The organism is Chelatococcus sp. KU-N122 (assembly GCF_055391085.1).
On the sequence record NZ_AP043981.1, the window covers coordinates 2,951,418 to 2,978,407 of the forward strand.

Genomic DNA, 26,990 nt, shown 5'->3' on the forward strand with positions numbered 1-26,990 from the left:
CGCCCGTGAAACTGAGGTTATTGCGCAACGCGACCCTGAAGCTGGATGTCGGCGGCCGGACGATCCTGATCGATCCGTTCTTAGCGCCAAAACATAGCAGGCCGTCTTATGCGGGGCGTTCGCCCAACCCGCTCGTCGATCTTACCGTCGGCCTGGATGAGATTCTTCATGGTGTCGAGCTTGTTATGGTCTCGCATCTGCATACGGACCATTTCGATCTCGTTGCGCAGTCGCTCGTGCCCAAACATCTGCCGCTGATCTGCCGACACGGAGATGAGAGCAAGATCCGTTCATTCGGTTTCGAGAATGTGACGCCGCTTGTGGACCGAACGGACTGGCGCGGCATAGGTCTGACGCGGCGCGAGGGACAGCACGGTTTCGGTCCTGTCGTCGATAAGATGGGCCCCGTCATGGGCTTCAGCATAGTAGCACCGGGCGAGCCGACGCTGTACTGGTCAGGGGATACCGTGCTTTATCCGCCGGTCGAAGAGACAATCCGCAGCACCGATCCCGATATCATCGTCATTCATCCCTGCGGCGCGCTTTGGGAGGGCGAACCTATCGCTATGGATGCCAGGCAGGCCGTGGCTGTGTGCGAGGCTGCGCCCCGTGCGATCGTCGTCGCGACGCATCTCGATGCGCTCGATCATGCGACGGTGAGCCGAGCCGACCTGCGGCAGTATGCGCAGTCACACGGCATCGTCGCCGAGAGGCTTCGGATCCCGGACGATGGAGACGTTCTGGAGTTCGGTGTGTAGAAACAGTATCGATCGCCGCTGAGCGCTGCGAATATCTGTTCGTAAGCTCCGTTCCGCTCGGCCCAGCGCAGGCCTTGACGGGCGTGACCAGAGCTTCCTGCGAGCTCCGTCCAGCATCGCCGAGCAAGGTTGGCGCCGCGATCAAGGCCATGCATGCGGATCGATCGACCATAACGGCAGGGGTAACCAGCGAGCTGCGGAATAGCGCGAGGCGGCCCGCGGCTCGAGCGCTTCCTGATCGGATCGAAGTGCGCCAGGATCAAGCCGCCTCTGCAAAGGCGACCCAGCCGCGGAAGGAGAAGCCGGCGTAGAAAAGAGCGGGATCGGAAAAGCCGGCGTCCCGCAGGAGCGCCTCCTCGTCGCCGGTGGACAGAAGGGGCAGATGTTGCGCCATGCCCGCAGCAGACGCCGCTGCTTGCGCAAGATCGGGTTGCGCGCCCGCTGCAAAGGCTGCCGATCGCGTCAACCAGTGTTCGGGCTCGTCCCCCTCCGGGATGCTGTGATGGGCGACGACGAGAGGCGCTCGGGGTTTCAGCCGCTCGCGCAGCGCCTGCAGCACGCGTAGCCGCTCCGGCCGCGGCAGAAAATGAAGCGTGAGCAGGCAGGTGGCGCCATCGAAAGGTCCCGGGGGAGCATCTTCGACATAGCCATGCACCCACTGGACCTGTGAGCCGAGCGGGCCGAGAACGTGCCTCGCCAGATCAAGCATGGGCTGCGACGGATCCACGCCCACGAACGACCAGTTTGGCCGCGCTGCGGCGAAGGCCTTCAGCTCCAGTCCGCCGCCGGCGCCGAGAACGAGCATGTCCGCGGCCGCTGGTGCCCGCTCCGAAAGCAGGATCAGGGCCATTCGATGGAGATCGGCAAAGCCTGGCACGCGCTGTGGCGTGACATCGGCATAGCCGCCAACCATCGCGGGATCGGTAAAAGGTTGGAATGAAGCCATGCTCTTCATCCGAACACGAAGGGGTGGCGTGCGGCAGTTCGGGCAGAATCGCCATCAGCGACCGTCCTGAACCCCGGGTTTGTATCTGACGACGATACGAAAGGGAGTGCGTATCACGTATCAATTGAAGATACGTGATCGGTGCTTCCCATGTCAATCGCTGGGTCTGAGCGATCCGACGTTCGCCGCCCCATCAAACCCGAAGGCTGCCATGAACAGGGACATGCGACTCTCGGACGTCCTGCACGTGCTCTTGCATCTCGACCATGCAGAGGGGCCGATGCCCTCCGATGTCCTGGCCCGCAGCGTGGGAGCGACCCCCGCAGTGTTCCAGCGCGCCATGGCCGGCCTGAGGAATGCGGGTTACGTGCAACCAGGAAAGGGCGCGGCGGCGCGCTGGACACTCGCGCGGAGATCTCAAGGTCGTTCGCAGTGGCTGTTCAAAGCGTCGCGTAATACAGGAGGTGAAGCCCATTATACACAATATGAACCATCAAGGAGGGCCACAGGGAGCTCGTTTTGCGGAACAGCATGCCCGTCAGGATGCCGACCATGAATGCATCCAGAAGGATAACGCTCGGGCCGTGAACGACGGCAAATATGGCGGCGCTGCCGACCACTCCGGCCCACATTCCATATCGGTTGAGCGCATTGGCGATGACGCCTCGGAACACGACCTCTTCGCCAAACGGTGTGAAGAAGGCGCCCGTGACCAGTAGAGCAAGCAGCGGAAGCGCACGGCCGGATGCCGCGGCCTGGAAGTCAGCCTGCGTGTTCGCCTCGGTGATGAACAGGAAGTATATCCCCTCGACAATGAAGCTCAGACCGAACGCGAGGACGCCCAGCGCCGCTCCGGCGAGCAGCCATGTCCGTTCGGTCGCGCGAAAGCCGAAGGCGTGAAAATCACGAATGCGCAGGGCGAATGCCGCGAGCAGGGCGATGGTGCCGGCAACGCCGTTGACTGCCATGCCAACGATGCCCCGCAAGGCGGCCTGTTCGTCGGATACCCGCACCATCCACAGGGCGAGTGCGGCAATCAGGATCAGATAGGTGATCAGCGCCACCGCGACTTCGGGCCAACCTGGTCGGGCGACTGCCTCTGTGGATAAAGGCAAATCGTGGTCGGTATTTGAAGGGCTTTTCGGAGCAGATGTTGCCATCATTATCCCTGTGAACAGGCAGAGCCCTTGCGCACCAGTGTTCCTACAGGCTCTGTCGAGCCTTGCAAACTACACGTTGCCGGGAATGCGAGCGATGACCTTGATTTCGAAGTCGAAGCCGGCAAGCCAATTGACGCCGATGGCGGTCCAGTTCGGATAGGGCGCCTGCGGGAACACTTCGTTCTTCACCGCCATGATGGTTTCGAACTGGTTCTCGGGGTCCGTGTGGAAGGTCGTCACATCGACGATATCGTCCAAGGTGCAGCCCCCGGCCGCGAGCACCGCCTTCAGATTGGCGAAGGCCTGCCGGACCTGGCCTGCAAAATCCGGTTCGGGCGAGCCGTCGGACCGGCTACCGACCTGACCGGACACAAACAGCAGATCGCCCGAGCGAATTGCGGCCGAATAGCCATGCGCCTCGTAAAGAGCGTGGCGGTTTGCGGGAAAGACGGCATCGCGCTGCGTCATGTCGTGGTCCTTCAGATGTCGCTGTCCTGCGTGAAGCCGGCCGATGAATGACGGCTCAGGCCTCACGGGAAGGGGTGTTGGTTGATATACGTCACGTATGTGGAATAATCTCACATACGAGTCGAATGTCAACCCAGATACGCCTCGTATTTGAAATCAGGGTGAGCCATGACCGCAAGACGCCGCATCGAGACAATGGAGGAAAACCGGGCCAAGCTGATCGCGGCAGCGCGTAAGGCTTTCGCCGAGAAGGGCTTTGCCGCGGCGTCGATGGACGAGTTGACCGCGGATGTCGGACTGACGCGCGGGGCGCTCTACCACAACTTCGGCAGCAAGAAGGGGCTGCTGGCCGCCGTTGTCGCTCAGGTCGATGGCGAGATGGCGAGCCGGGCGCGAGAGGCCGGCGCCGCAGCAGGCGACGATTGGGAGGGGCTCCTTGCGGAGGGGGCGGCCTATATCGAGATGGCTGTCGACCCGGAAGTGCAGCGGATCGTGTTGCTGGACGGCCCCGCCGTCCTGGGCGATCCGACTCAATGGCCAAGCCAGAACGCGTGCCTGGACATGACGAAGCAGGCCGTCGCCAAGCTGATCTCCGAAGGCATCATGAAGCCCGTCGACGTCGAGGCCACGGCTCGCCTTCTCAGCGGCGCGGCCTTGAACGCAGCCCTGTGGGTGGCGGCCAGCAAAGAGCCGCGGTCTGCTTTGCCCAAAGCCATCGAGGCATTCCAGCTGATGGCGGCAGGCTTGCTGGCGAGCCGTCGCGCACGGCGCCGATGACAGGGCGGGCGGATGACGGCTCCAGGGGGTGATGCGTTCAATTCCCGCCGCAGTGGGCAGATGAGCAGCCTGGTTGGGACGCCTGCATCCGACCGGAAGGGGCACGCTCACCGCCCATCGAATCTGCAGCTTCCGCAGCGTGCGTTTCCGCTCAGAGTGCAGCGATCAGCTTGGTCAGCAAATCGTTGAGTTTCTCCTGTTCCGCCGGCGTCAGCGCTCCGAGGAGCCGCTCCTCGTTGGCGACATGCTGTCCGATCGTCTCGTCAATGAGTTGGCGTCCGCGGTCGGTGAGCGCAATGAGCTTTCCGCGTCGGTCATTGGGATCGGGGCGCCGTTCGACGAGTCCGGCCCGTTCGAGGCGATCGAGGCGGTTGGTCATGCCGCCCGAGGAAATCATCGTGGCCTCGTAAAGACGCGTCGGAGACAGCATGAAGGGCGCGCCCGAGCGCCGAAGCGTCGCCAGAACATCAAACTCGCCAGGCTGGAGCCCCGCTCGACTGAATAGCGGGTTCATATGGTCGCGGAGCACCTTTTCGGAGGCTTCGGAGAGCCGTCCGAACACGGCCATCGGCAGCGACGGAAGGTCGGGGCGTTCGCGTCTCCACTGCTCAACGGCCATCGCAGCACGATCCATCTTCGTCCTCACGAAAATATCTTGACACTAAGATACATTTCATTAAGTTTCTTATTGCCTAATATAACAGGGTGGTTGGCGATGTCCATGCATGAGGGACTTCTCGTCACGGAAGGGAGAGAAAAATGAACGGCCACAATATGAGTTCGCCGGAGGAGCTGCTGATCACGCGCATGTTGGACGCGTCACCCAAGCGCGTTTTCCAGGCTTGGACACGGCCCGAGTTGCTCAGACAATGGTTCGCGCCCGCGCCTTGGACCATAGCGAATGCTGAGCTCGATGTGAGGCCCGGGGGTAGGTCGCTGATCGTTATGAGCGATGGCGACGGAAATGATTTTCCGTCGCGCGGCGTCTATCTCGAGGTCATCGAGAATGAGCGGATCGTCTTCACCGACGCCTATACCGAGGCCTGGGTGCCTTCACCCAAGCCGTTTGCGACCATCATTGTGACATTCGAGGACTGCGGTGGGCAGACGCGATACACTGCGCGGGCCCGGCACTGGTCGGCCGAAGACCGTACTGCGCATGAGAGCATGGGATTCGAGGCCGGCTGGAACCAGTGCGCGGACCAGCTCACGGCGCTCCTCGCGAAGCAGGGAGAAACACAATGAGTGTGCAGGCTGCCAATCCGCTGCTGGCGTCCCGGGTGGTGGGGCGGCGCGCTCGGCGCATCGGCATCGTCCTGAAAACGGTCGTCGTGCTGTTCCTCGTCTTCGATGCGCTCGTGAAGATCTTCGTTTTGCCTGATATGCCTGAGGCGGCGAAGGGCCTGGGATGGGATGCGGCTCAGGCACCGATCCTCGGCCTCGTCCTGCTGGTCTCGACGCTGCTTTACGCCGTGCCGCGAACCTCGCTGCTCGGCGGCCTGCTGCTCACGGCCTATTTGGGCGGCGCCATCGCGACCCACCTGCGCGTCGAGAGCCCCCTCTTCACCCACACCCTCTTCGGCGTTTATCTGGGCCTGCTTGTTTGGGCCACCTTGCTCCTCTGCGATCGCCGTCTCGTCTCGCTGCTTCGGGGCCAGGCGACCAGCTGAAAACCCGGCGTAGGCGCGGCGGCGTTTGGGTCACAGCGCGGTGGTTGCGACCAACGCTTCATACAGCGCCGCGCGTCCGTTGCTTGCGAGCCAGGAGCGAAACGAGAGCAGCTCCGGGTTGATTTCACGCATGGCATCCAGGTCGATTCGCTCTGCAAGCGGACCGTCCTCCAGGCTCTTCGCCATGTGTGCAAGGTCCACGTTTGCCGCGAGAACGTCATCGGAAAAGCGGTCGTAGGTGATTGGACGTCCGGCGACTTCGGTAAAGGCGGACTGAAGCTCATGGCCTGTCAAGCGGTCGCTGGCGATCTTCAACGTCATGCCGCCGAAGCGGGTCTTGTCGGCATACACCGCAGCAACAAATTTGCCGATGTCTTCCACGGCGGTCAACTGAATTGAGTGATCCGGCCTGATCAGAGACACCAACCGACCCTGATCCAAACCGAAACCAGGTCGCACGAGCATTTCCATGAAGATTGTCGGCCGGATAATGGTGGCGGTGATCGGGAGTTCGCGAACGTGCGCTTCGATGCGCGGCTTGGCATCGAAACGCGGGACGCCGGTCAGTTCATCTCCGACGCTGGCGCCCGAAGAATACACGAAATGATCGACACTGGTCTCTGCCGAGATGTCCGCAATCGACATCCCATATCGGATTTCGTCCTCTGCCGCCAAGTTGGCGGGCAGTACACTGAAAACACCGTAGGTGTCTTTCATGGCTGCACGGATCGCATCCGTGTCGTCGAAAGAGCCCTGTACCAGCTCTACGCCTGCATTCCGCAGTTGCAACGACGCGGTATCAGCGGACTTTGACACAAGCGCGCGAACAGGCCATCCTGCCTTCAACAAGGCCTTGGCAACAGACCCTCCTTGTCGCCCTGTGGCGCCGAAAACCAGAGTAGGGTGTTTGTCAGTAGCCATTGGAAACCCTCGTGTTAAACACGGGGCGACCATATATACTTTTGGAAAACCGCCGGAAGACGGCACATTTTTGAGCATCAGGCACAAGGAGGATACCCTTGGACAAACAGATCCATGGCGACACGCTGCGAGGATCGGTGGGTAACCGGTCGTTCAGACCGATCCCGTCAAACGGGGTCTGCACCCTGCTGAGCGACAAGTGGACCGTCCCGGTCCTTTGGCGTCTTTCGCTCGCGGAGGATAATCGGCTCCGCTTTTCAGCACTGAGAAAGGAGGTCGATGGAGTCACCCAGCGGATGCTGACGCTCACACTGCGCAATCTCGAGCGTGACGGGCTCGTTGCGCGTCACTACTTCCCTGAAGTGCCGCCGCGTGTCGAGTATGAGCTGACCGAGATGGGCGGCGGCGCGTTGCTCGCCCTTGAGAGGTTTAACCTTTGGGTTCGGGATAATCTGCACTCCATTAAAGAGAGCCGTCGCGTTTACGACGAGACCAAGCCGCAAAATCCGCTATTGCCACAGGCGACCTGAAGCATCGGGCATGAAACTTGAATCGACGTTTTTCTAGAGCAGATTCGCTTTTGCCATGATCGCTGATCCACGCTGATTTCTTATTTTGACGCGTCTTTTCGATCATGGCCGATTCCGTCTGATCGAAGCCCGCTCTAGTGTGGCGAATCCGAAATTCGCACCACCTCGGGGCAGCGCTGGGAGCGAATTTCGGATTCCTAAGCCACACTAGCAACTCTATGATTCGAGTGTGGTTTAATGGATCTGAAGGTCCTGAACGTGGATGCCATGTGGGGAGCAGGAACTTCAGATTCACCACACTAGCCGCACCGGAGGATGTCTTTTCTCAAGCAACAATCTCTCATCGCCGGATGTATATTTCGATTGGACGGACTATGCTTTCTTGAGGTGCGTTATGAGAGCCCGCAGTCCGGGCGGCGTTTGTTTACGACTGGGATGGTACAGATAGAAGCCTGGGAACGGCTTGCACCAGCACTCCAGCACCCGCACCAGCCTGCCAGTAGCAAGCTCTTCGGAGACGCTCGCCTCGGGCAGATACGCCAGTCCCGCACCAGCGATTGCCGCCTGACGGATGATTCCTGTGTCGTTGACGACCAGTGGCCCGTCAACATCCACATACAGCGAGCCGTTCGGCCCATCAAACCGCCATCGGCACAACTTACCAGATGTAACCCAACGATAATTCAGGCACGCATGATTACGAAGGTCGCGTGGCGTCTCGGGGCGGGTACGTCGAGCAAAATAATCTGGAGAGCCAACCACCGCCACGCGATAAGGTCCGGTCAGATTGATAGCGACCATGTCCTGCTCCACGAGTTCGCCGATGCGGATGCCAGCGTCGAACCCTGCCGCGATCACGTCCGTCAAATCGTCGTCGACCACGAGGTTGAGCCGTACCCCAGGATAGGCCGCGGCAAATTGGGCCAGACGAGGAGCAAGAATTTGCTCCGCTGCAAGTCTTGGCAAATTAAGTCTCACGGTTCCGACCGGTGCGCCCTGGACCGAGATGGTCTGCTCAATGACATCATCAAGGTTCAACAGCACTGGGGACAGCCGATTGTGCAGCAACTCACCGGCTTCTGTCGGACTCACACTGCGCGTCGTGCGGTTGAGCAATCGCATGCCCAGACGCTGTTCCAATCGGTTTAGCGCTCGGCTCACTGCAGATGGAGTCATCCCAAGTTTATTCGCGGCTCCGCGGAAGCCGCGGGCGTTGAAGATTGCCATGAACACAGTGAGTTCTTTGAATTCGCCGGCATCCATTTGATTGTTGTTCCTAGAGCAACACCACATTGTAGATATGGTGCATTGTGGAGCACAATCCAAGAGCCTACCCTTGGCTTGAACAGAGCCAAGGAACGTTTAGAATGTCTAACTTGAAACAAGGCCAGGCGGCGTGGCAAAAGGCGCCAGGGCAGCCGCTGACCATAGAACCTATCGCTGTTCCGCAACTTGCCGATAACGAAATACTCGTCCGAAACGCTGCTGTTGCTATAAACCCCCTTGATTGGCTGCTTCAGGAGGCTGCGATACTGCCCTGGCTCGAATATCCAGCCATCACCGGAAGCGATATAGCTGGTGAAGTCGTCGCGGTCGGTCGCAACGTAACACGCTTTCAGCCCGGCGATCGCGTACTGGGCCAGGCCGTCGGCACGACGATCAATCGTCCGTCACAAGGCGCCTTTCAGACATATACGGCGGTCTTTGAGCATATGACGGCCCCAATCCCGGATACCATGTCCTTTGTCGATGCTGCGGTCCTGCCGCTAGGACTCGGCACTGCGGCCTGCGGCCTCTATCAGGATTCTCATCTCGGCCTGGTGCATCCGTCAGCCGCGCCGTCGCCGACGGGCGAATTTGTCCTCGTCTGGGGTGCGGCGTCCAGTGTTGGCTGCAACGCCATCCAGCTCGCCGTGGCATCCGGATATGAATGCATCGCGGTTGCCTCACCGCGCCATACTGCCATGTTGAGGCAGCTCGGTGCTGTCGAGGTAATCGATTACCGCGATCCGGCCGTCGTGGACAAAGTCTCGCAGGCCCTTCAGGGGAAGACTCTCGCAGGCGCCTTGCACGCGACAGGAAACCTCGCCGACTGCGTTGCCGTTGTGAGCCGCAGCGAAGGACGACGGGTCGTCGCAATGACGCTGCGGACTAGTGAGGTTCTGCCGGAATCGGTTGTCGCCACGCATATTCATGGCACCAGCCTCAAAGACGATGAAATCGGCGATATGATCTATCGCGGCTTCCTGCCCGCAGCTCTCGCCAGCCAATGCTATCGCGCGGCCCCTCCGGCCAGGGTCGTTGGCAACGGACTCGGCGCCTTTCAAGAAGCGCTGGAAACTCTGAAGGGCGGGGTTTCAGGGAGAAAAATCGTGGTTACGCTCTCTTGAGTGAGTTGCTCCCCGATTCCTGAACAGGTTTCCGGCTGATTTAAGCTGCTCTCTGTCTCTGCTGATCGGCTTCGATGCTTTCCCGATACTCACGGCGGCGGCTGCTGCCGTGAGGAGTGTGGGGTCGCCGGTGGTCGTAGAAAGCGAGCCATCGGCCGATGGCGGCCTTCTCGCTCGAAGATGTCGGCAGTACCTTCAGGCAAGGCCGCCTCGCCACTGTCCTCGGACCAATGGCGGAGAATGGCTCGATCCAATGATGAAGCATCGTCCGTGTCCAGATCCAGCGCCTTAGCGCGGTCGAACTCGTTCATCGAGCTTGATGACCTGCATCTCTACTCCGTCGGCCTCGGTCGCGTTGCGCAACTCCCAGACCTGCGGCCAGAGCTGGCAGCCGGCGATCACCTTATGGTCTCGCCGAGCCAGGCCGACGGCAACACCACGGCCGCACCCGGAGGCTGCACCGGTGACAAGGACTGTCTTTCCCCATGTCGTTTCTCCCGATGCGATGTTCAGGCCACTATTTCGCCGTTGCGGATGGTCATATCCTTTTTGAGGAAATGACATTTATTCAGCGGTGTGCGCTGCAGCTTTTACGAGGTCGGCGATCATCTCGACTGGATGGGTCTTGCCCTTGAGGACGCCTGGGTCGTTGCTTGGGAAGTCGATCCAGCCCTCATTGAAGCGGTCGATCATTCGAATGCGCGGCTGCGGGTAGCGCATGCCCTGGGCTCGGAAGAGCGCCTCCCAGTCTTCGCGCGGCACGATGTCCGCATGGACGGGATGGCCGAGGGCGCTCGCGAAGGCCTTGGCGAGATCATCGGGGGACACCCGAGCCGGCCCTTCCAGCCGCACGACGCGCACGCCCGTCCAGCGCTCGCGCATCAGGGCTGCTGCGGTGCGGCCGACATCCTTCGCCGCGACCATGGCGATGCGCCTGTCGCGTGGGGCAAGGAAACTGCGGATCACGCCCTCGTCGCGCGCCGAGGCGACGTCCCAGGCCGCATTGTCGAGAAACCAGGCCGCACGCAGGAAGGCGATGGGCACCGGCAGGCTCCCCAGCGCCTCCTCCATCAGCGTGCGCTGGGTGAGCAGATTGTCCTCTTCGGCGTCCGCGCCGACGGTGGAGAGGCAGACCACGCGCTGGGGACGCGCCCTTTGCAGCGCCTGCCGCACCGCCGCGATGACGCGGCGCGCCTCGGGATAACCCGGCTCGGGATCGAAATCGGCCGGCGGCAGGATAAATACGCCGCTTGCGCCGTCGAAGGCGACGGCGAGCGCGTCGGCATCGTCCATCGCCGCGATGGCGATATCGCAGCCGCGCGCGATCCAAGGGCCAGCCTTGGCCAGGTTGCGCAGAACGGCGCGGACCGGCAGGCCCGCGTCCAGCAGTGCATCGGCGAGCGCGCCGCCGACCTTTCCGGTAATTCCAGTGATGGCATACATGGGGCGGTTCCTTATGTCAGAGGTTGGGCCGGGCGCGTCGCCAACTGACGCACGCGGTCTGGGGTGAGCCGGCAAATAATGCCGGATCAGCCCTGCCGGAGGCCGGGATCCGTCCCCTCCAGCGTGAGCGGGTGAGGGGCGTCGCGCACGAACATCCGTATAAGCCGACCCAGAGAATGACTTGAGCGCACAAAGGTCACTGTTACTGTGCCAAGGAATCACAGTGCGGGATTCGAATGGGCTTTGATGCGCGTATTTTGACCGGTGTGGGCGTGCTGGCCGCGGTGGTCGAGGCTGGCAACTTCGCGCGTGCGGGCGAGACGCTCGGGCTCACGGCGTCAGGCGTCAGCCGGGCCGTGGCGCGTATTGAGGTGCGCATAGGCGTGCGCCTGTTCGACCGTACGTCGCGCACGGCGACACTGACGGAAGAAGGCCGGCGCTTTTACACGCAGGTCATGCCGCTGCTCGCCGGCATCGAGGAGGCGGCCGGCGAAGCTGCGGGAGCGGCCGCTGCGGTCGGCGGCAAGTTGAGGGTCAATGTCGATCCCTGGTTCGCCCGCATGGTGCTGGCGCCCCGCCTTCAGGATTTTCTGGGACGTTATCCAAGGCTCTCGCTGGACCTGATCGTCAGCAATCACCGCGAGGAGATGATGGTTGGCGTGGACGTTGCCGTTCGCTTTGGCCCAGCAGACGGCTCCTCGCTGATCAGCCGCAAGATTCTCGACACCCGCGTGATCACGTGCGCGTCGCCCTCATATATCGAGCGTCAAGGTGTTCCGGCGAACCCGCACGAACTGGTCGATCACGAAACCATACTGTTCCGCGACCCTCGCACCGGCCTGCCGTTCGCCTGGGGCTTCGGGAGGGATGGGGACGAATTCGAGGTGGATGTGCGTGGGCGGGTGACGACCGACGACCCCTCGACGGCTGTGGAAGCTTGCCTGTCGGGACAGGGCATTTTCCAGAGCCTGGCAATCGGGCTCGACCGGTGGCTCATCGGCGGCGAGCTCGTCGAGGTTCTTGCGGACTGGTCTGACGAAACGTTCCCGCTCTACGCCTATCATCCCTCGCGTCACTTGCCGCCGGCCAAGGTGCGCGCCTTCCTCGACTTCGTGCAGGAGCTCGGGCGCGACGCGGTTGGAAACGCCTCAAAGCGGTAGGATCGACGACGGCGGGCCATGATAAGAAAATGCCAGCGCAATCAACGTAAGCGACTGTGCTTATGTGGAAAAGATCACGAAGCAGCACAGTCCGCAAAGATGCCGGCCGTCGCCCTCTTGACGAGGCGACGCAGCTGGAATTCGCCGTGAGCTTTCTCCATCCTTAGCGTGGAGGGACGATCTGTCAGTCCTTGATGAAGACGAGCAAGTCGGGATTGAGCACGTCGGCATGCGTGGTCAGCATGCCGTGCGGATAGCCCTTGTAGACTTTGAGCTGCCCGTGCCTGAGCAGCTTGATCGACAGCCCCGCGGAATCCGCAATCGGCACGACCTGATCGTCGTCGCCGTGCATCACCAGCGCGGGCACGTCGATCGCCTTGAGATCCTCGGTGAAGTCGGTCTCTGAGAAGGCCGCAATGCAGTCGTATTGGGCCTTGGCGCCGCCGATCATGCCTTGCCGCCACCAGTTCTGGATCGTGCCCTGGGAGATCTTCGCGCCAGGACGGTTGAAGCCGTAGAAGGGGCCGCTCGCTACATCGAGGTAGAATTGTGCGCGGCTGGCGGCGAGCGCCTCGCGGAAACCGTCGAATACCGATATCGGCGTGCCGTCCGGATTCGTCTCGGACTTCACCATGATCGGCGGCACTGCGCCGACGAGCACCGCCTTGGCGACGCGGCCGGGCTTCGCGCGGGCGACATAGCGCGCCGCCTCGCCGTCGCCGGTCGAATGGCCGATATGAACGGCGTTCTCGAGGTCCAAACGGTCGGCCAGCTTCATCACGTCCGCGACATAAGTATCCATGTCGTTGCCGGTGTCGGTCTGAGTCGAACGGCCGTGCCCGCGCCGATCGTGTGCGATCACGCGATAGCCGTGCGAAAGGAAGAACAGCATTTGCGCGTCTCAGTCGTCCGCGCTGAGCGGCCAGCCGCGGCGGAAGACGATCGGCCGTACGTCCCTAGAGCATGATCCCAAAAAAGTGGATTTCGGTTTTTGGATAAGATCATGCTCAAAACAAAGACTTAGAGCGAGATGATAATTCAAAGAAAATCATCCGCTCTAGGGCCCCAGTCTTTGTAGGAGATCTCGGTGTCGTCGGCGACCTTGATGATGCCCATGCCAGGAACTCCATTTTCCGGATGCGTCGGATGATGTCGGCCGCGAGCGCGGCCGTGTCGTTGGAAGCGATAATCTGAGAGATCGGCGCCGACGATCAGCTGTTCCGGTCGCCGGTCCAAACCGGCGATGAGTAAAGCTTACACCGCCGACGTTCAGGTATTCCGCTCTTGCGGTTTCGATCGATATGGTCGTTCTTTCTTGGGCGCCCTATACGGAGCCGACGCGGATGATTGGCCGCGCATCTACATGGTGAGGACGATGCGGGAGCGGGCTTCGCCTGCCATCATCTTGCGATAGCCTTCCGGCGCGCGGTCCAACGGCATCGTCTCGATCATGGCGGCGACGCCGGCAAGCGCGCTGAAGCGTAACGTGGCATCCGCCGATGCGGGGTCGCCCGTCAGCGCATCCTCGATCGACCGTCCGCCGAACAGCAGGTCCGCCGTCGCGACCTCGACCGGCTCGGGGGTAGCGCCGAGCTCGATGATTCGGCCGCGAGGACGAAGCCCTTTCACTGCGTCCGCGGCCGTGGTCCCGCCCGATGCCGTCGCGACGACGAGATGCGCGCCACCCAGCTCCTGTAATGCGGGTGCGATCGCGACCGCCGCGCCGTCGACATAGTGGTGAGCGCCGAGCTCCTCGGCGAGACGACCCTTGTCCGCCGTCGCTCGATGAGCGTCGAGCGGCTATCTCCGGCAGATCGCGCCTCAATCCTGCAGGCGCCCGAAACGACTGCGATAATCCTGTGGAGACACACCGTAGGCTTTGACGAATGCGCGACGCATGCGCTCGTCGTCGCCAAAGCCGGTTCGACGCGCGACGACGTGGATTGGATCATGTGCAGATTCGAGAAGGCGTCTGGCCGCTTCGGTGCGGAGCTTCTCAACGGCCCGTGCGGGGCTCTCCCCGGTCTCGCGAAGATAGACGCGAGCGAAATTGCGCGGGCTCATCCGGGCCACTTCCGCCAGTGCCGGGACGGACAGGTCCGCTTCGAGATTGTTTCGAATCCAGTCATGAAGGTCCTCGAACCGGCCACGCGCATCGCGCATCTGTTGACGCAACTCGACGCTGAACTGCGACTGGCCGCCCGGCCGCTTGAGAAAAAGAACCATCCCACGGGCTACGTGGAGCGCTGCGAGGTGGCCCAGATCGTCCTCGATCATCGCTAACGCCATGTCTATTCCGGCAGAAACCCCGGCCGACGTCCAGATGCGGCCCGAGGTCACAAAAATCGCGTCGGGGTTAACTTTTATCGCCGGGTGCTCCTGCTTGAGCCGGTTGCAAACGATCCAGTGCGTCGTTGCCTCAAGACCGTCCAGAACACCGAGCTCGGCAAGGATGAACGCGCCGGTGCAGATAGAGCCCAGCCGACGCGGCCGGTCCAGATAGTTCGCGAGACGATCTCGCAGTGAAGCCGTGGTGACGGGCGGCAGTGCCGGGTCGAAGCCTACGACAAGCAGCGTGTCGGCGGATCGGAGCGCGGTTTCATCGAGCCGCGCGGTTTCCAGCATCAGACCGGTATCGGTAGCGACGAGGCCGCCCGCCTCGGACACCACAGTTACCTGATAGGCGGGGTGACCATCCTCCCGGCGGGCGTCGCTGAAGGCCTGCACCGCACCGCATACATCCAGCAGCTTTGCGCGCTCGTAAGCGACTATGACGATCTTGCGTTGGCCGTCCCGGGCAGGCCTGGCAGTTTTTGAGGGCATACCCCAACCTATGCGGCCGGCGGCAACTCGTCCAGCCGAGAGCGGGGGAGGTTTGCTCTGGGGGAAAGGCGGACCGCCGCTTGGCAGAATAGGAGGTCTGAATGTCATTGCCGCCGATAGGCGGTGGTTCCTATGCTCGGCGCGCGCAAGTCGGACGGGCGTCCTTGTAAGGCATTGTGATGATCGCAGATATCAAGGTTCCGGACTCCAGCATCGCCCGCCAGGCCGAAGAGCTTGCACGCTCCGTGTCCAATGACACCCTCTTCAACCACGTGATGCGATGCTACTGGTTCGGCGAGCTCTTCGCACAGCAGGAAGGAAAGAAAGTCGACAGCGAGCTGATGTTTCTTTCGGCCGTGCTGCACGATCTCGGTCTGACCGCCCATGCTTCCGGGCCGCACCGCTTCGAGATTGAAGGCGCAGCAGCGGCGCGGTCATTTCTCGTGGACCGGGGCGTGTCGGAGGATCGGGCCCAGAGAGTCTGGGACAACATCGCGCTGCACACCTGGGACATGAATCAATTCAGGGGCGATACAAGCCGCTTGATGCAGCGTGGGCTCGCCTACGACGTCGCCGGCGTACCGGGCGCACAGCTCGACCCCGCTGATGTGGCCGAAGTGGTCCGTCGGTATCCGAGGCTGAATTTCAAGCGTGCGTTCAACGAAATGCTGAACCATGAGCTGGACTGCAAGGAGCCATATCCGCACTGGTTCCACATCTGCTCCCGCATTGCTCACAATAGATCGGCGCTCACAATCGTGGATGCGCCGGTTGTCTTGGATATGGCTCCATTCGACGAGTAAGAGACGGAAATTTGTGATGGGTACCGCATCTCCGTGCGTCGTTCGGACATGGCGGCACCGCTGCTATCCCAACGGAGATATGACGATGGGTATGGTGACCACTGAAGATGGCGTCGAGATCTTCTACAAGGATTGGGGGCAGGGGCAACCGATCGTGTTCCATCACGGATGGCCGCTCAGCTCGGATGACTGGGACACCCAGATGCTTTTCTTCGTCCAGAATGGCTATCGTGTGATCGGTATCGATCGCCGTGGGCATGGCCGCTCCAGTCAGGTATCCGAAGGTCACGACATGGACCATTACGCGTCGGATGCCGCCGCCGTTGTCGAGCATCTCGATCTTCATAATACCATCCACATCGGCCATTCCACTGGCGGTGGTGAGGCGACGCGTTTCGTAGCGCGTTATGGCAAGGGGCGTGTTGCGAAGCTGGTTCTGGTCGCAGCCGTACCGCCTATCATGGTCAAGTCGCCGAATAATCCGGACGGCCTTGCAATCGCAGTGTTCGACGGATTTCGGAAAAGCTTGGCCGCCAACCGCGCTCAATTTTTTCGCGAGATAGCTTCCAAGCCATTCTACGGATTCAACAGGCCGGGGTCGCCGCCCGTCGATGGCGTCGTCGCTAACTGGTGGCGCCAAGGGATGATGGGAGGCGCTAAGGCCCACTACGACGGTATTAAAGCGTTTTCCGAGACGGACCTCACCGAGGATCTGAAGAGTATCGAAGTGCCAACCTTGTGCATGCAGGGTGAGGATGATCAGATCGTTCCGTACAAGGGAGCCGCCGAACTGCAAGTCAAGCTCCTCAAGAACGCGACTCTGAAGCTCTACCCTGGCTTTCCGCACGGGATGCTCACCACCTACGCCGAGACGATCAATCCTGATCTTTTGGCGTTCGTTCGCGGGTGACTTCTCCGGAGCGAGAGGGCGCACCGCGCCATCAAGTGGGTAGCCGGCGCATGGGACGGAACGTTCGCCGCCGATAACGCGGGACGATTAGACGGTTACGCCTCGCGGTTTCGCGGCGCTGCCTTTATTGAGCGGACGTGACGTCGGATCGACCGCCATCCGTTGTCCCGCACGGGACGGCCCACCTCTTGTGGCAGAATTCGAGGGTACAATGTCATTTGAGCCGCTGCTCTATGAGCTTAGGCTTGGAGGTGATCGCAGCGCTCCTGGCGCCGTCTCCAGACAGCAAGCAGCGAACAGTGGAGCAAGGAAGTGACGAAGTACAGCGAGTTCGAGTTCAGAACGCAACCCTGGTTTGACCCGGCATGGTTTGACCGGGCGAACTTCCAGGGATTTAGTCACTTCATCCCGATGAAGACCATCGTGGTTCACTGCTTCGACCCTCGGGCGTCCGAGATCCCGCAGGCTGTCGCCGACTATTTCGGCGATGAGGTTTATCCCGGCGAGAATATTCTCAACGAGGACGGCTATCGGATCGGCAACACGCGGACGCTGTTTGCTGTATCAAACGCGGGTGGGCGCGCGCTTTCAGCGTTGCAATCGGTTGCCACCATGGACTATCTCTTCCAAGTACAGAAAGTCGCCGTGGTGCACCACTCGTTCTGCGGCGCGACGGCATTTACGCCCGATACCCTCGTCGGCGACTTTCACGATCACCATCACGCCGATATCTCGACGATGTTCGATCATGACAGCCTTGCAATTACACACTTCGAGGAATCGATCAAGCATGACGTCGCGCTGCTTCGTGCAAGCCCGGCAGTTCCGAAGAACATAAAGCTCTACGGCTTCTTCTACGAGATCAATTCTGGGAAATTGACCGAAGTGGTGACGGATATTCCTGCGTAGGTCGGATGCGGATCGGTGAGCGCGTCCATGCATTGCAACGGCGCGGTCGCATGGTCGTGCTCGCCCGTTTAGCAATCAGCCGAACGATGGCGACGGGCTGCACAGGAGGGGCACCGTGAGCGAAAATCCCATCCTAATAAGCGGGGCTACTGGACGGACCGGGGGAGCCGCTATCAACGAGCTGCTGAAGATGGGCAAGCGTGTGCGGGGATACGTGCGCTCGGACGACGAGCGAGCGGTGAATCTCCGGGCGCGCGGGGTCGACATCGCGGTTGGCGATTTCACCGACATCGACGACATCCGTGCGGCCATGGAAGGGGTCGGCGCGGCCTATTTTCTCCATCCGATCGCGCCGGGGATCATCGGCGCCGCCGCCTATTTCGCCCAAGCCGCGAAGGAAGCCGGTGTTACCGCAATCGTGAACATGTCCCAAATCTCGGCGCGCCGAGAATCGACGAGCCACGCCGCGCAGGACCACTGGATTTCTGAACGCGTCTTCGACTGGTCCGGCGTCGCAACGACGCATCTGCGTCCAACCTTCTTCGCTGACTGGCTTGTCTACCCGCACTTCGCGAAAGAGATCTGGGCGAAGAGGAAGATCGAATTTCCCTTTGAGGACGGGCGTCACGCGCCGATCTCCACCGACGATCAGGGCCGGGTCATCGCTCATATCCTCGCCAAGCCCAAAGGCCACGAGGGGAAAATCTACACCCTGCACGGCCCGCTCGAGATGAGCCACACGGAGATAGCCGCAGCGATGAGCCAGGTGCTCGGCGTGCAGATCGCGTATGCGCCGACGTCGATCGAGGAGTTCAAACGGAAAATGGAGCAGCTCTACAAGTTTCCGCCGTTCCTCGTGCAGCACCTCGTCGAAGTAGCTCAGGACTACCGAGAGGGCATTTTCGCGGGCACGAACGACATCGTCGAGACGATCACCGGGACGCCCGCGCTGTCGGTGCCGGCCTTCATTGATAAGTACCGGAGCGCCTTCGTTTAACGGGGGCGCCCGGGGGCCGAGCCGTTTGGCGGAGGCGTGAGAGGCGAATGACGCGGATCGATAAGCCGCTGACGATCGATCAATGCCAATGGCTTTGTCCGGAGGACAGCTGTCAGAGCGGTCGTCGGCCTTTGCGCTGCCAGTATTGAACCGTCGAACCTGTGTATCACCCAATATCCGATCAGGACGGCCTTGAGCGGGTTGGACAACGGAGAGGATACGATGTCGAAGGCTTGGCTCATCACCGGTGCGAGCAGCGGGTTTGGGCGTGAGCTCGCCACGCTTCTCCTTGAGCGGGGGGATCGGGTCGCCGCCACGGTTCGCAAGCCCGATGCTCTCCGAGACCTGACGGAGAAATACGGCGAACGTCTTTGGGTCGGCATTCTTGACATCACGGACAGCGCGGCCGTATGCGAGGTCATCGGCCGGGCATTCGCCGCCTTGCAGCGGATCGACGTCGTTGTCAGTAACGCGGGCTATGCCCTGTTCGGCGCCGCGGAGGAAGTGTCGGACGCCCAGATCAAGCGCCAGATCGACACCAACCTGATCGGTTCGATCCAGGTGGCGCGGGCCGCAATCCCTTATCTTCGACAGCAAGGCGGTGGAAGGATCATTCAGATCTCATCCTCCGTCGGCCAGGCGGCGTACCCGACGATGGGGGTCTATGCCGCGACGAAATGGGGCATCGAGGGCTTCTACGAAGGCACGATCCCGGAAATAGCGCCGTTCGGTATCGAAGTGACGCTTGTCGAACCGGGTGCCTCCCGCACGAATTTCGCCTCATCGAGCGCGGACGCCGGCCAGATCCTCGACGTCTACGATCAGACGCCTGCCGGGGACTTTCGCCGCATGACAGCGACGGCCGGCCTCGCTATGTTCCGCGGCGACCCGCGCAAGGTTGCCTCAGAAATAATCGCGTCATCGGAGCTGAGCCCTGCACCGAAGCGGCTAACCTTAGGCAGCGACGCCTATGCGCTCGTCCACGAAGCCCTTGTGGAACGGCTTGCCTCCCTCGAAGCCCAACGGGAGTTGGCGCACTCTACGGACGTAGATGCCTAGCTCGGCAGTGGTGGCGATATCGCCGCCTACGCGAATTCGGCAAAAATCGAGGGTTCATTGTCATTTATGCCAATATCGCGCTGAGGCACACTTCCGGCCGTCCCGCCAGCGCAGGGCCTTCCAGGCTGGCGGACGCGATGGGAGAGCGACGATGTCTGGTCTGCATTGCCAACGCCCGGCTCATGGGTCCCCCGCCGGAGACGACCGCTCGCCGCAGCCGGAATTCCAGCTGCCCAGCGAGGTCGGTGGCGTACGCATACCGGACAGCGAGCTGGCGAAGGCCGTCACCTCGCTCGTCCGCGAGGTCAGCCCCGTCCCCCTGTTCAACCATGTGGCCCGCAGCTTCCTCTTCGGGAGCAGGCTGGGAACCGCCAAGGGGTTGAAGTTCGATCCGGAACTGCTGTTCGTCGCCGCCATGATGCACGACCTCGGTCTCACCGAGCAATACATGGCCGACGCGCGCTTTGAGATCGACGGTGCCGACGCCGCCGCCCGCATCCTCAGGGCCCGTGGCTACCCCGAGGCAAAGATCGACATCGTCTGGGAGGCGATTGCGCTCCACGCGAGCATGGAGATTGCCGCACGCCGATGCCCGGAGGTGGCCCTCGTCCACATCGGCACGTTCATGGACGCCGGCTTCAACGCAGATAAGCTGCCCGCCACCGTCTTCCAGGACGTCTTCGAAGCGCTTCCTCGTCTGAACTCGTCAGCCCACATGATCCAGGCGATCGGCGCGGTGCTCCGCAAGAAGCCGCATACCGCCTACCTCGCCTTTGAGAAGGACATCGCGGAGCGGACCGTCCCCGGGTTCAGTCCGCCCAACTTCTGCGATCTCAAGGCGCCCGCGCCGTTCAACGGGTAGGGATCGGCTCGGGGGAGCAGCCCAACCCGGTCGGCTCGCGCCAGGCGGCGCGAGCCTCGATCCCTCAGAACCCCGTGCAGATGCTGGCGAACATCATCGGATCCTTGAGGAGAGGGGCCGTCTCGGGTGAGACGGCGCTCCACAGCCCCATCGCCCCGAGAAAAGTCGCGATCGGCGTGGTGAGCTTTTGTCCTTTCGGCAGCATCTTCTCGGCGAACATGAACAGGGTCAGCAACGCCATCCAGCTCAAGCTCATCGCGCCGACAGCGAACATCACAGCCATCAGTGCCCAGCAGCAGCCGACGCACGCCAATCCATGTCGGAATCCCATCGCTACCGATCCCCGATCACCTTCTCGCCAATGGCGGGCGAAGAAGGAAAGGGGCGAGCGGCAGCCCTTCAGGCATGCGTGCTTCAGGGGAGATAGCTGGTATAAGGCTGCGCCGACCAGCACCATGCCGGCGAAGTAAGGCCCGGCGCGATTCCAGGCCATCATCTCCAGATCAGCCGCTCGAATGACTGAGTCCAGGAGATAGGCGGCCAGGCCATAAGCGATCCAGGCGACGCCGTAGCCGGCGATGAAGGATAGCATCCTCCTTTGCCGCTCGATGGCCAGCTTGCCTCGCCCTCGAAGCAACACGTTAAAAGCCCCTATGTAGTTGAGCTCCGACGGAAGCATCATCGCCGTCAGCATGATCACCCACCCGGCGAGAAACATTGGCAGGTCGTGAAGTGGTGTGCCGGGGCCATGATCCATGCCGGCCATAAGAACCAGCACGGCGAGCCAAGCTGCAAGGCTGAGTGCCACCACAATGATCGCCCAGCCCGGCGTCGACGAGCCTCGGCCGAGCGCTGTCACCACCGACCGCGAGGCGGCGAATTCGCCTCTCATGATCGGCTGGGCCCATGCCAATCGAAGGGGATATGCTTACTCGCCTGGCCGGCCGGGATCGCCGCTTGAAAGCCCAGCGCCGACCAGCGCCCGCCCTTGCCCTTGCCCCACGTTACCGGCGCCTCGGTCGGGCCGACCTCGCTTCCGGGCGGATTGAAACTTTGGAGCAGCTTCGTCGGATCGGAGGTCGGACCGCTCATGGGCGCGCCGCCCGCTTCGACCCGGTCGTCCACCCGAACGTTCCAGCGTTCAAGGTTGTCCTCGATCTCGAGCTCGATCTTGGCAAACTCGATACCGGTGACACCCTTCACGTGGGCCGGCACGAACTGGGACATCCAGCCACCCACCTGCCCGGTGAAGATCTTAACGAGCGCATCCCGCTGGTCGTCATCGGCGGCGGCATCGAAGAAGAAGCCGCAGTCGATCTTGGTGTCGGCCCAGAGGTTGCCGTCGAAGCCGGAGAGCACGACTACGTTGAGACCCGCCATTGGCGTCTTGCCGTAATGGCCCTCGGTGATCCTGTAGGCCCACAATACCTCGCAATGATTCCCGGTCGGCGGCTGAGCAAAGGTGCACGGGCATGGCGAATTACATGTGCATTCGTCGAACCAATCGCCCTTGATGTGCCACTCGGGGATTGCGACCGCGCTCACTTGATCGGTCATGAATTCTACTCCTTCGAAATGTGGAGGTGGCCGCAGCGGGCACAGGAAAGCCGAGCGGCAGCCGATCGCTCGTCGCCGACACGGATGGGATCTGGGCGATCTTTCCGCCCATCGAGCGCCGAGGATGCCCGTGCCGTGCTGGTCTCGCCCAAGTGTGAGTCCTGCACGTCCTCTACAACGGTAACCCCGTTGGGGAGCGAAGCTCCGGAAGAACGACCGGCTTGGCCGCAGCGCTCTCCGGACGGCGGAGCCGCCAAGCAGTAGCAGCGCATGACGTGATTGAAGAGCGTTTCACTCGACACTGAGCGCGCGAGTTCCTCGGCGTGGCGGACAACGGCACTGCCGGGAGCTTTGATATCTGCGATCGCGAGACTTCCCCCAACGAAGCTCGTCGAAATTACTCGTGATTAGATTAGGAAACCCGAACTGTCGGCAGCAATGACATTAAGCCCTCGGATTCTGCCAACGTCGTCCTGCCCTGCGTCATCGCCGTAATGACATTATGAGCGCCGCCTGGTTCACGGGGAGAAGCGGGCGATGCGAACAGATAAGTGACCGGTGCGGCGACCGTCCGTCAGATGCGAAAGCATCAGAAACGGCCCGAGGAGTTCATCAGGCCTGTCCGGACCATGGCTCCATGACGGCCGACCGAGCGGGCGGCTCGATCGAGCAGCCCGATTCGTTGTCGAGGGAAGCCGACGATAGGCGTCTATGCACCGCGTCGGACGCTGGGTCGCGTAACCGGCGCTGAGCTGCTGCGATAGATGGCGCCCGACACGACCGAACTATGGCCCTTACCTTCGGAGGGCGATGGTCGATCTGACCATCGCGTACAGGCGTTGCGGCCTTCGCACGCTGGACATGACGGGCGCGTCGGAGGGTGAGTTCGGCCGGCCCCAGCACGCTGGAGCGACCCCACGTTTTCCCTCGACCGCCTACATGGTGCTTACATTTTTCAGGACGAGAAATGTAAGCACCAAAAGCAAAGGGCCACCTTGCGGTGGCCCGTTCATAACGCGCTGATTTCCCGAAGGAGAATTTGGAGCGGGCGAAGGGATTCGAACCCTCGACCCCAACCTTGGCAAGGTTGTGCTCTACCCCTGAGCTACACCCGCATCCGTTCGGCACCGGCTGTCGCCGCGACCGAGGCGCGCTTCATGCCGCAAATGGGCGGCGGGCGCAAGAGGTCTTTGCAAGGCGGCTGTGCATAAATCCTGCCGTCTTGCCCTCGGCGGCGGTGGGTGCGCAGGCGAGGGCGGTGTAGACGGGCCGTCCCGGCGTGCCGTCCGCAGGGTATCCGGCGCACCGGGCTTCAGCCGGCCATGAAGCCGCCGTCGGCGCACAGAACGTGGCCGACGACATAGGACGAGGCGTCCGAGGCGAGCCAGACGACCGCCTCGGCCACCTCCGCCGCCTGGCCCATCCGCTTGAGCGGCAACCCGGCCGCGACCGCGCTCATATCGGCGATCTGCGAGCGCAGCATCATGTCCGTGACCACCCGCCCCGGCGCCACCGCGTTCACGCGGATGCCCTGTCCTGCATATTCGAGCGCCGCCGAGCGCGTCAGCGAGATCACCGCCGCCTTCGACGCCGAATAGAGGGAGAGGCCGGGATTGGGGTTGCGCAAGCCGCTGACCGAGGCGTTGTTGACGATGGCGCCGCCGCCGGACGACAGCATCGCCTGGATCTGCAGCCGCATGCCGTGGAAGACCGCACGCACGTTGGTGTCGAAGACGCGCTGGTAGGTGGCGTCGTCCTGCTCGGCCAGCGCCGTGCGCGGCTCCTGATAGCCAGCGTTGTTGAAGGCGATGTCGAGGCGGCCGAATTCTCTGACCACGGTGCCGACGAGGGCTTCCTGCTGGCCGGGCTCGGCCACGTCGGTCCGCACGAACAGGCTGCGCGCGCCGCGGCGCTTCACCGCGTCGGCCACCTGCTCCCCCTCGTCCGCGCGGCGTCCGGCGATGACGACCGCTGCGGCCCCCGCCTCCGCCATGGCCAATGCCGTTGCCGCGCCGATGCCGGAGCCGCCGCCGGTGACGAGGGCGACTCGGCCCTCCAGCCGCCTGTTCGCCCCGGCTGACGGTCCCGCCGCGTCGCTCGAGGTTGCCTGCATCGACGTCGTGCTCCCGCTGAATCCGGCCGATTTCGGCTTGAAGAAGTGAACACAGGCTCATACGGCGCTGTCAAGCCCCGCGTGATGGTGACGCGAGCGGCCGCTTCGCGGAAGATCGCCCCCATGGCCTATCGAAAAACCACACGCGTCCGTGAGCAGCTGGCCGACAAGCGGATCCGCATCCTCGACGCGGCGCGCCGGCTGGTCTCGCGCGGCGGCTTCCGCGAGACCGCGATCGACGCGGTGGCGGCCGAGGCCGGGGTCGCGACCGGGACGGTCTATCGCTACTTCCCCAGCAAGTCGGCGCTGTTCGTCGAAGTCGTCAGCCGGGCAAGCGAGCGCGAGGTCGGCACGGTGGCGGCCATCGCGGGGCGCCCGGGTGAGGCGGAAGGCCGGCTTCGGCAGGCGGTGCGGCTGTTTGCCCAGCGCGCGCTCGCCAATCGCCGCCTCGCCTATGCGCTGATCGTCGAGCCCAGCGATCCCGACGTCGAGGGGGTTCGCATCCGCTACCGGCGCAGCCTGGCCGAAGCGTTCGCGGCCATCGTCGAGGCCGGCGTGGCGGCCGGCCGCTTCCCGCCGCAGCATGCGGGACTGGCCGGAACCTGCATCGTCGGCGCCATCATGGAAGCGCTCATCGGGCCGCTCGCGGATGAGGGAGAGGGTGCCGAGGTGCTGCTCGAGGCCGTTGAGCGATTCTGCCTGCGGGCCGTCGGCCGGAGCGATTCGGCATGACCTGAGCGGCGGCGGGCGCGCTTTCCGCTTGACATGAAGATATGAACGGCGGCTCATTCCTAGCCGCGCGGACGGCTTGTGGCGTCGGCGCGCAAGGGGAACGATCATGCTGGACATTCCGATCGCTGCCGTAGCGACGCACGAGGTCACCAACCAGGCCCCCGCGCTGCATGGGCACAACGCCTACCGCGCGGATCAGGCCTTGCAGGAGGCGGTGGCGCGCGAAGGCGCCGGTTGGGCCGAGCCCGCCCTTGTCGCGCTCGGCGGCACCGTGGCGAGCGAGCAGGTTCAGGAATGGGCCCACCAGGCCAACGCCAATCTGCCGGTCCTGCGGACGCACGATCGCTGGGGCAATCGGGTCGACCGGGTCGATTTCCATCCGAGCTACCATGAGCTCATGCGCGTCGCGTTCGGCGCCGGCGTCCATTCGTTCGCCTGGACCAACCCGCAGCCGGGCGCGCACGTCGCCCGGGCGGCCCTGAGCTACCTGTGGAACCAGGCGGAGAACGGCGTCGGCTGCCCCACCGGCATGGCCTATTCCGCCATCCCCGTCCTGGCCAAGACCCCGTCGCTCGGCGACGTCTGGAACCCGGCCATCAACTCGACGCGGTACGATCCCCGGCCGCTGCCGATCGACCAGAAGGCGGGGGCGACGATCGGCATGACCCTGACCGAGAAGCAGGGCGGATCCGACCTGCGGGCCAACAGCACCCGGGCGCGGCCGATGGCGGCCGGAACCGGGCCGGGCGCCGCATACGAGATCACCGGTCACAAGTGGTTCTGCTCCGCCCCGATGAGCGACGCGTTCTATGTCACCGCCTACACGGAGGCTGGGCCGACCTGCTTCCTCGTTCCCCGTTCGCGTCCGGACGGCACCCGCAACACCTTCCTCATCCAGCGGCTGAAGGACAAGTGCGGCAACAAGAGCAACGCCAGCTCCGAGGTCGAATTCCGCGGCACCTTCGCCTGGGCTCTCTGCGAGGAGGGCCGGGGGGTGCGGACCGCCATCGAGATGGCGCATCTGACGCGGCTGGACTTTGCCGTCGGCAGCGCCGGCTTGATGCGGCATGCCCTGAGCCTGGCGCTCAATCATGCACGGCATCGTCGAGCCTTCCAGAAGGCCTTGATCGATCAGCCCGTGATGGCCAGCGTGCTTGCGGATCTGGCGCTGGAGAGCGAGGCGGACATGGCGCTCGCGTTCCGCGTGGCGCGGGCGACGGACGAAGCCATGCGCGGCAACGCGGCGGCGCGGCCGTTCGAGCGCGCCATGACGCCGGTCGCCAAATACTGGAACTGCAAGCGCGCGCCGGCCTTCGTGCACGAGGCGCTGGAATGCCATGGCGGCAACGGCTTCGTCGAGGAGCACCCGATGGCGCGCCTCTATCGCGAGGCGCCGCTGAACGGCATCTGGGAAGGCTCCGGCAACCTCATCGCGCTGGACGTGCTGCGCGCGCTGCGCAAGGAGCCGGGCACGCTCGAGGCCGTATGCGACGAGGTCGCGCTCGCGCGCGGCGGCGATCCGCGCCTCGATCGCTTCGTCGGCAAGCTGATCGACGAGGCACGGGAGGCGATCCGCGGTGCCGACGTGCGCGCCCGGCGGGTGGCCGAGATGATGGCCCTCGCGGTGCAGGCGGCGCTGCTGGTCCGCTTTTCGCCACACCACGTGGCGGACGCCTTCTGCGGCTCGCGCCTCGACGCGGACCGGACCGGCGTCTACGGCGTTCTCCCGCCCGGCGCGCGCGTGCCGGCGATCCTGGCCCGCGCTTGGACCGAGGTCGCCTGACCCGCGCCGGCATCGTCGGTTGGTCCCATCCCCGTCCGGCCGATACGCGAAGCCCGCTTCGCCCGCGCGGCCGCGAAGCAACCGGTTTCGAAGCTGAACCATGCGGCGGGCTCGGGGCCTCGCCCGCCCGCCGTCCGCTCGATCCGGCTCTCGTGCGGCGCACCCTGCAAAACCGGGTGCGACTTGGCCCGTCCTGCTTTAGAAGCTGATTGCCAGGGC

General features: G+C 63.0%; 27 protein-coding genes, 1 tRNA gene and 2 pseudogenes. 16 read left to right on the forward strand and 14 right to left on the reverse strand.

The features are described 5' to 3' along the window. The first annotated feature begins 5 nt into the window (after window positions 1–5). Window positions 6–758 carry an MBL fold metallo-hydrolase gene (locus ACZ5PO_RS13235; RefSeq protein WP_464194109.1) on the forward strand — a complete coding sequence of 251 codons (753 nt, stop codon included), beginning with the start codon at window positions 6–8 and terminating at the stop codon, window positions 756–758. Window positions 759–1,017: 259 nt separating this feature from the next. Here the strand turns inward: ACZ5PO_RS13235 and ACZ5PO_RS13240 are convergent, their stop codons facing one another. Further along, complete coding sequence (locus ACZ5PO_RS13240; RefSeq protein WP_464194111.1) at window positions 1,018–1,704, reverse strand: class I SAM-dependent methyltransferase; 687 nt, start codon at window positions 1,702–1,704, stop codon at window positions 1,018–1,020. 223 nt (window positions 1,705–1,927) lie between these two features. Here ACZ5PO_RS13240 and ACZ5PO_RS13245 point away from each other — a divergent pair, with 223 nt between their 5' ends. Further along, the gene (locus ACZ5PO_RS13245; RefSeq protein WP_464196824.1) at window positions 1,928–2,260 is read left to right on the forward strand and encodes an Rrf2 family transcriptional regulator; all 333 of its coding nucleotides are present in this window, start codon (window positions 1,928–1,930) and stop codon (window positions 2,258–2,260) included. Here ACZ5PO_RS13245 and ACZ5PO_RS13250 read toward each other — a convergent pair. Together ACZ5PO_RS13250 and ACZ5PO_RS13255 are read right to left on the reverse strand one after the other, a co-directional pair. Further along, window positions 2,145–2,768 carry a lysostaphin resistance A-like protein gene (locus ACZ5PO_RS13250; RefSeq protein ID WP_464194113.1) on the reverse strand — a complete coding sequence of 208 codons (624 nt, stop codon included), beginning with the start codon at window positions 2,766–2,768 and terminating at the stop codon, window positions 2,145–2,147. The two genes, ACZ5PO_RS13245 and ACZ5PO_RS13250, sit on opposite strands and share 116 nt — an antisense overlap. Before the next feature lie 165 nt (window positions 2,769–2,933). Continuing rightward, complete coding sequence (locus ACZ5PO_RS13255; protein ID WP_464194115.1) at window positions 2,934–3,332, reverse strand: RidA family protein; 399 nt, start codon at window positions 3,330–3,332, stop codon at window positions 2,934–2,936. Window positions 3,333–3,527: 195 nt separating this feature from the next. On the opposite strand from ACZ5PO_RS13255, the gene ACZ5PO_RS13260 reads away from it, so the two are divergent. Beyond that, the gene (locus ACZ5PO_RS13260; RefSeq protein ID WP_464194117.1) at window positions 3,528–4,109 is read left to right on the forward strand and encodes a TetR/AcrR family transcriptional regulator; all 582 of its coding nucleotides are present in this window, start codon (window positions 3,528–3,530) and stop codon (window positions 4,107–4,109) included. 151 nt (window positions 4,110–4,260) lie between these two features. Here ACZ5PO_RS13260 and ACZ5PO_RS13265 read toward each other — a convergent pair whose 3' ends face one another. Then, window positions 4,261–4,743, reverse strand: coding sequence for a MarR family winged helix-turn-helix transcriptional regulator (locus tag ACZ5PO_RS13265; RefSeq protein WP_464194119.1), 483 nt, complete (start codon window positions 4,741–4,743; stop codon window positions 4,261–4,263). Window positions 4,744–4,868: 125 nt separating this feature from the next. On the opposite strand from ACZ5PO_RS13265, the gene ACZ5PO_RS13270 reads away from it, so the two are divergent. Both ACZ5PO_RS13270 and ACZ5PO_RS13275 read left to right on the forward strand, forming a co-directional pair. Next, window positions 4,869–5,354 (forward strand): SRPBCC family protein, encoded by a 486-nt coding sequence (locus ACZ5PO_RS13270; protein ID WP_464194121.1) that lies wholly within the window; start codon window positions 4,869–4,871, stop codon window positions 5,352–5,354. A 2-nt stretch (window positions 5,355–5,356) separates the two neighbouring features. Beyond that, complete coding sequence (locus ACZ5PO_RS13275; protein WP_464194123.1) at window positions 5,357–5,779, forward strand: DoxX family protein; 423 nt, start codon at window positions 5,357–5,359, stop codon at window positions 5,777–5,779. Window positions 5,780–5,809: 30 nt separating this feature from the next. Here ACZ5PO_RS13275 and ACZ5PO_RS13280 read toward each other — a convergent pair whose 3' ends face one another. Beyond that, entirely contained in the window at window positions 5,810–6,700 is an 891-nt protein-coding gene (locus ACZ5PO_RS13280; RefSeq protein WP_464194125.1) for an NmrA/HSCARG family protein, read from the reverse strand. Between the two features lie 98 nt (window positions 6,701–6,798). Between ACZ5PO_RS13280 and ACZ5PO_RS13285 the strand changes: the two genes are divergently transcribed. Then, window positions 6,799–7,230: a winged helix-turn-helix transcriptional regulator gene (locus ACZ5PO_RS13285; RefSeq protein WP_464194127.1), complete on the forward strand. Its 432-nt coding sequence runs from the start codon at window positions 6,799–6,801 to the stop codon at window positions 7,228–7,230. A gap of 372 nt (window positions 7,231–7,602) precedes the next feature. On the opposite strand, the gene ACZ5PO_RS13290 is transcribed toward ACZ5PO_RS13285, so the two are convergent. Next, window positions 7,603–8,493, reverse strand: coding sequence for a LysR family transcriptional regulator (locus tag ACZ5PO_RS13290; RefSeq protein ID WP_464194129.1), 891 nt, complete (start codon window positions 8,491–8,493; stop codon window positions 7,603–7,605). 104 nt (window positions 8,494–8,597) lie between these two features. Between ACZ5PO_RS13290 and ACZ5PO_RS13295 the strand changes: the two genes are divergently transcribed. Further along, complete coding sequence (locus tag ACZ5PO_RS13295; RefSeq protein WP_464194131.1) at window positions 8,598–9,620, forward strand: zinc-binding alcohol dehydrogenase family protein; 1,023 nt, start codon at window positions 8,598–8,600, stop codon at window positions 9,618–9,620. 564 nt (window positions 9,621–10,184) lie between these two features. Here the strand turns inward: ACZ5PO_RS13295 and ACZ5PO_RS13300 are convergent. Further along, window positions 10,185–11,063 (reverse strand): NmrA family NAD(P)-binding protein, encoded by an 879-nt coding sequence (locus ACZ5PO_RS13300; protein ID WP_464194133.1) that lies wholly within the window; start codon window positions 11,061–11,063, stop codon window positions 10,185–10,187. Window positions 11,064–11,299: 236 nt separating this feature from the next. Here ACZ5PO_RS13300 and ACZ5PO_RS13305 point away from each other — a divergent pair, with 236 nt between their 5' ends. Beyond that, entirely contained in the window at window positions 11,300–12,223 is a 924-nt protein-coding gene (locus tag ACZ5PO_RS13305) for a LysR family transcriptional regulator (RefSeq protein ID WP_464194135.1), read from the forward strand. 184 nt (window positions 12,224–12,407) lie between these two features. Here ACZ5PO_RS13305 and ACZ5PO_RS13310 read toward each other — a convergent pair. The 3 genes and pseudogenes from ACZ5PO_RS13310 to ACZ5PO_RS13320 form a co-directional block, all read right to left on the reverse strand. After that, window positions 12,408–13,220 (reverse strand): annotated as a pseudogene (locus tag ACZ5PO_RS13310) (alpha/beta fold hydrolase). A 362-nt stretch (window positions 13,221–13,582) separates the two neighbouring features. After that, window positions 13,583–13,987: pseudogene (locus ACZ5PO_RS13315) on the reverse strand (zinc-binding dehydrogenase); the annotation flags it as partial. A gap of 57 nt (window positions 13,988–14,044) precedes the next feature. Beyond that, window positions 14,045–15,046 (reverse strand): GlxA family transcriptional regulator, encoded by a 1,002-nt coding sequence (locus ACZ5PO_RS13320; RefSeq protein ID WP_464194137.1) that lies wholly within the window; start codon window positions 15,044–15,046, stop codon window positions 14,045–14,047. A 179-nt stretch (window positions 15,047–15,225) separates the two neighbouring features. Here ACZ5PO_RS13320 and ACZ5PO_RS13325 point away from each other — a divergent pair, with 179 nt between their 5' ends. The 6 genes from ACZ5PO_RS13325 to ACZ5PO_RS13350 all read left to right on the forward strand — a co-directional run bounded on the left by ACZ5PO_RS13325 (window position 15,226) and on the right by ACZ5PO_RS13350 (window position 20,586). Further along, entirely contained in the window at window positions 15,226–15,849 is a 624-nt protein-coding gene (locus tag ACZ5PO_RS13325; protein ID WP_464194139.1) for an HD domain-containing protein, read from the forward strand. Further along, entirely contained in the window at window positions 15,809–16,759 is a 951-nt protein-coding gene (locus ACZ5PO_RS13330) for an alpha/beta fold hydrolase (RefSeq protein WP_464194141.1), read from the forward strand. Before ACZ5PO_RS13325 ends, ACZ5PO_RS13330 begins: the two co-directional genes overlap by 41 nt. Window positions 16,760–17,071: 312 nt before the next feature. Then, complete coding sequence (locus ACZ5PO_RS13335; protein ID WP_464194143.1) at window positions 17,072–17,668, forward strand: carbonic anhydrase; 597 nt, start codon at window positions 17,072–17,074, stop codon at window positions 17,666–17,668. Between the two features lie 115 nt (window positions 17,669–17,783). Beyond that, on the forward strand, window positions 17,784–18,665 hold the full coding sequence (locus ACZ5PO_RS13340) for an NmrA family NAD(P)-binding protein (protein ID WP_464194145.1): 882 nt from the start codon (window positions 17,784–17,786) through the stop codon (window positions 18,663–18,665). 222 nt (window positions 18,666–18,887) lie between these two features. Then, entirely contained in the window at window positions 18,888–19,724 is an 837-nt protein-coding gene (locus tag ACZ5PO_RS13345; RefSeq protein ID WP_464194147.1) for an SDR family oxidoreductase, read from the forward strand. Window positions 19,725–19,875: 151 nt separating this feature from the next. Then, window positions 19,876–20,586 (forward strand): HD domain-containing protein, encoded by a 711-nt coding sequence (locus ACZ5PO_RS13350; protein ID WP_464194149.1) that lies wholly within the window; start codon window positions 19,876–19,878, stop codon window positions 20,584–20,586. Window positions 20,587–20,650: 64 nt separating this feature from the next. Here ACZ5PO_RS13350 and ACZ5PO_RS13355 read toward each other — a convergent pair whose 3' ends face one another. The 4 genes from ACZ5PO_RS13355 to ACZ5PO_RS13370 form a co-directional block, all read right to left on the reverse strand. After that, a complete protein-coding gene (locus tag ACZ5PO_RS13355) occupies window positions 20,651–21,478 on the reverse strand; it encodes a DUF2182 domain-containing protein (protein WP_464194151.1) in 828 nt (275 codons plus the stop codon). Then, a complete protein-coding gene (locus ACZ5PO_RS13360) occupies window positions 21,475–22,143 on the reverse strand; it encodes a DUF1326 domain-containing protein (protein WP_464194153.1) in 669 nt (222 codons plus the stop codon). Before ACZ5PO_RS13360 ends, ACZ5PO_RS13355 begins: the two co-directional genes overlap by 4 nt. Before the next feature lie 1,040 nt (window positions 22,144–23,183). Beyond that, window positions 23,184–23,258: transfer RNA gene (locus ACZ5PO_RS13365), tRNA-Gly, on the reverse strand. Window positions 23,259–23,455: 197 nt separating this feature from the next. Then, on the reverse strand, window positions 23,456–24,256 hold the full coding sequence (locus tag ACZ5PO_RS13370; protein WP_464194155.1) for an SDR family NAD(P)-dependent oxidoreductase: 801 nt from the start codon (window positions 24,254–24,256) through the stop codon (window positions 23,456–23,458). A gap of 123 nt (window positions 24,257–24,379) precedes the next feature. On the opposite strand from ACZ5PO_RS13370, the gene ACZ5PO_RS13375 reads away from it, so the two are divergent. Beyond that, window positions 24,380–24,988, forward strand: coding sequence for a TetR/AcrR family transcriptional regulator (locus ACZ5PO_RS13375; RefSeq protein ID WP_464194157.1), 609 nt, complete (start codon window positions 24,380–24,382; stop codon window positions 24,986–24,988). A 106-nt stretch (window positions 24,989–25,094) separates the two neighbouring features. Next, the gene (locus ACZ5PO_RS13380; RefSeq protein WP_464194159.1) at window positions 25,095–26,771 is read left to right on the forward strand and encodes an acyl-CoA dehydrogenase family protein; all 1,677 of its coding nucleotides are present in this window, start codon (window positions 25,095–25,097) and stop codon (window positions 26,769–26,771) included. Window positions 26,772–26,990 lie beyond the last annotated feature (219 nt).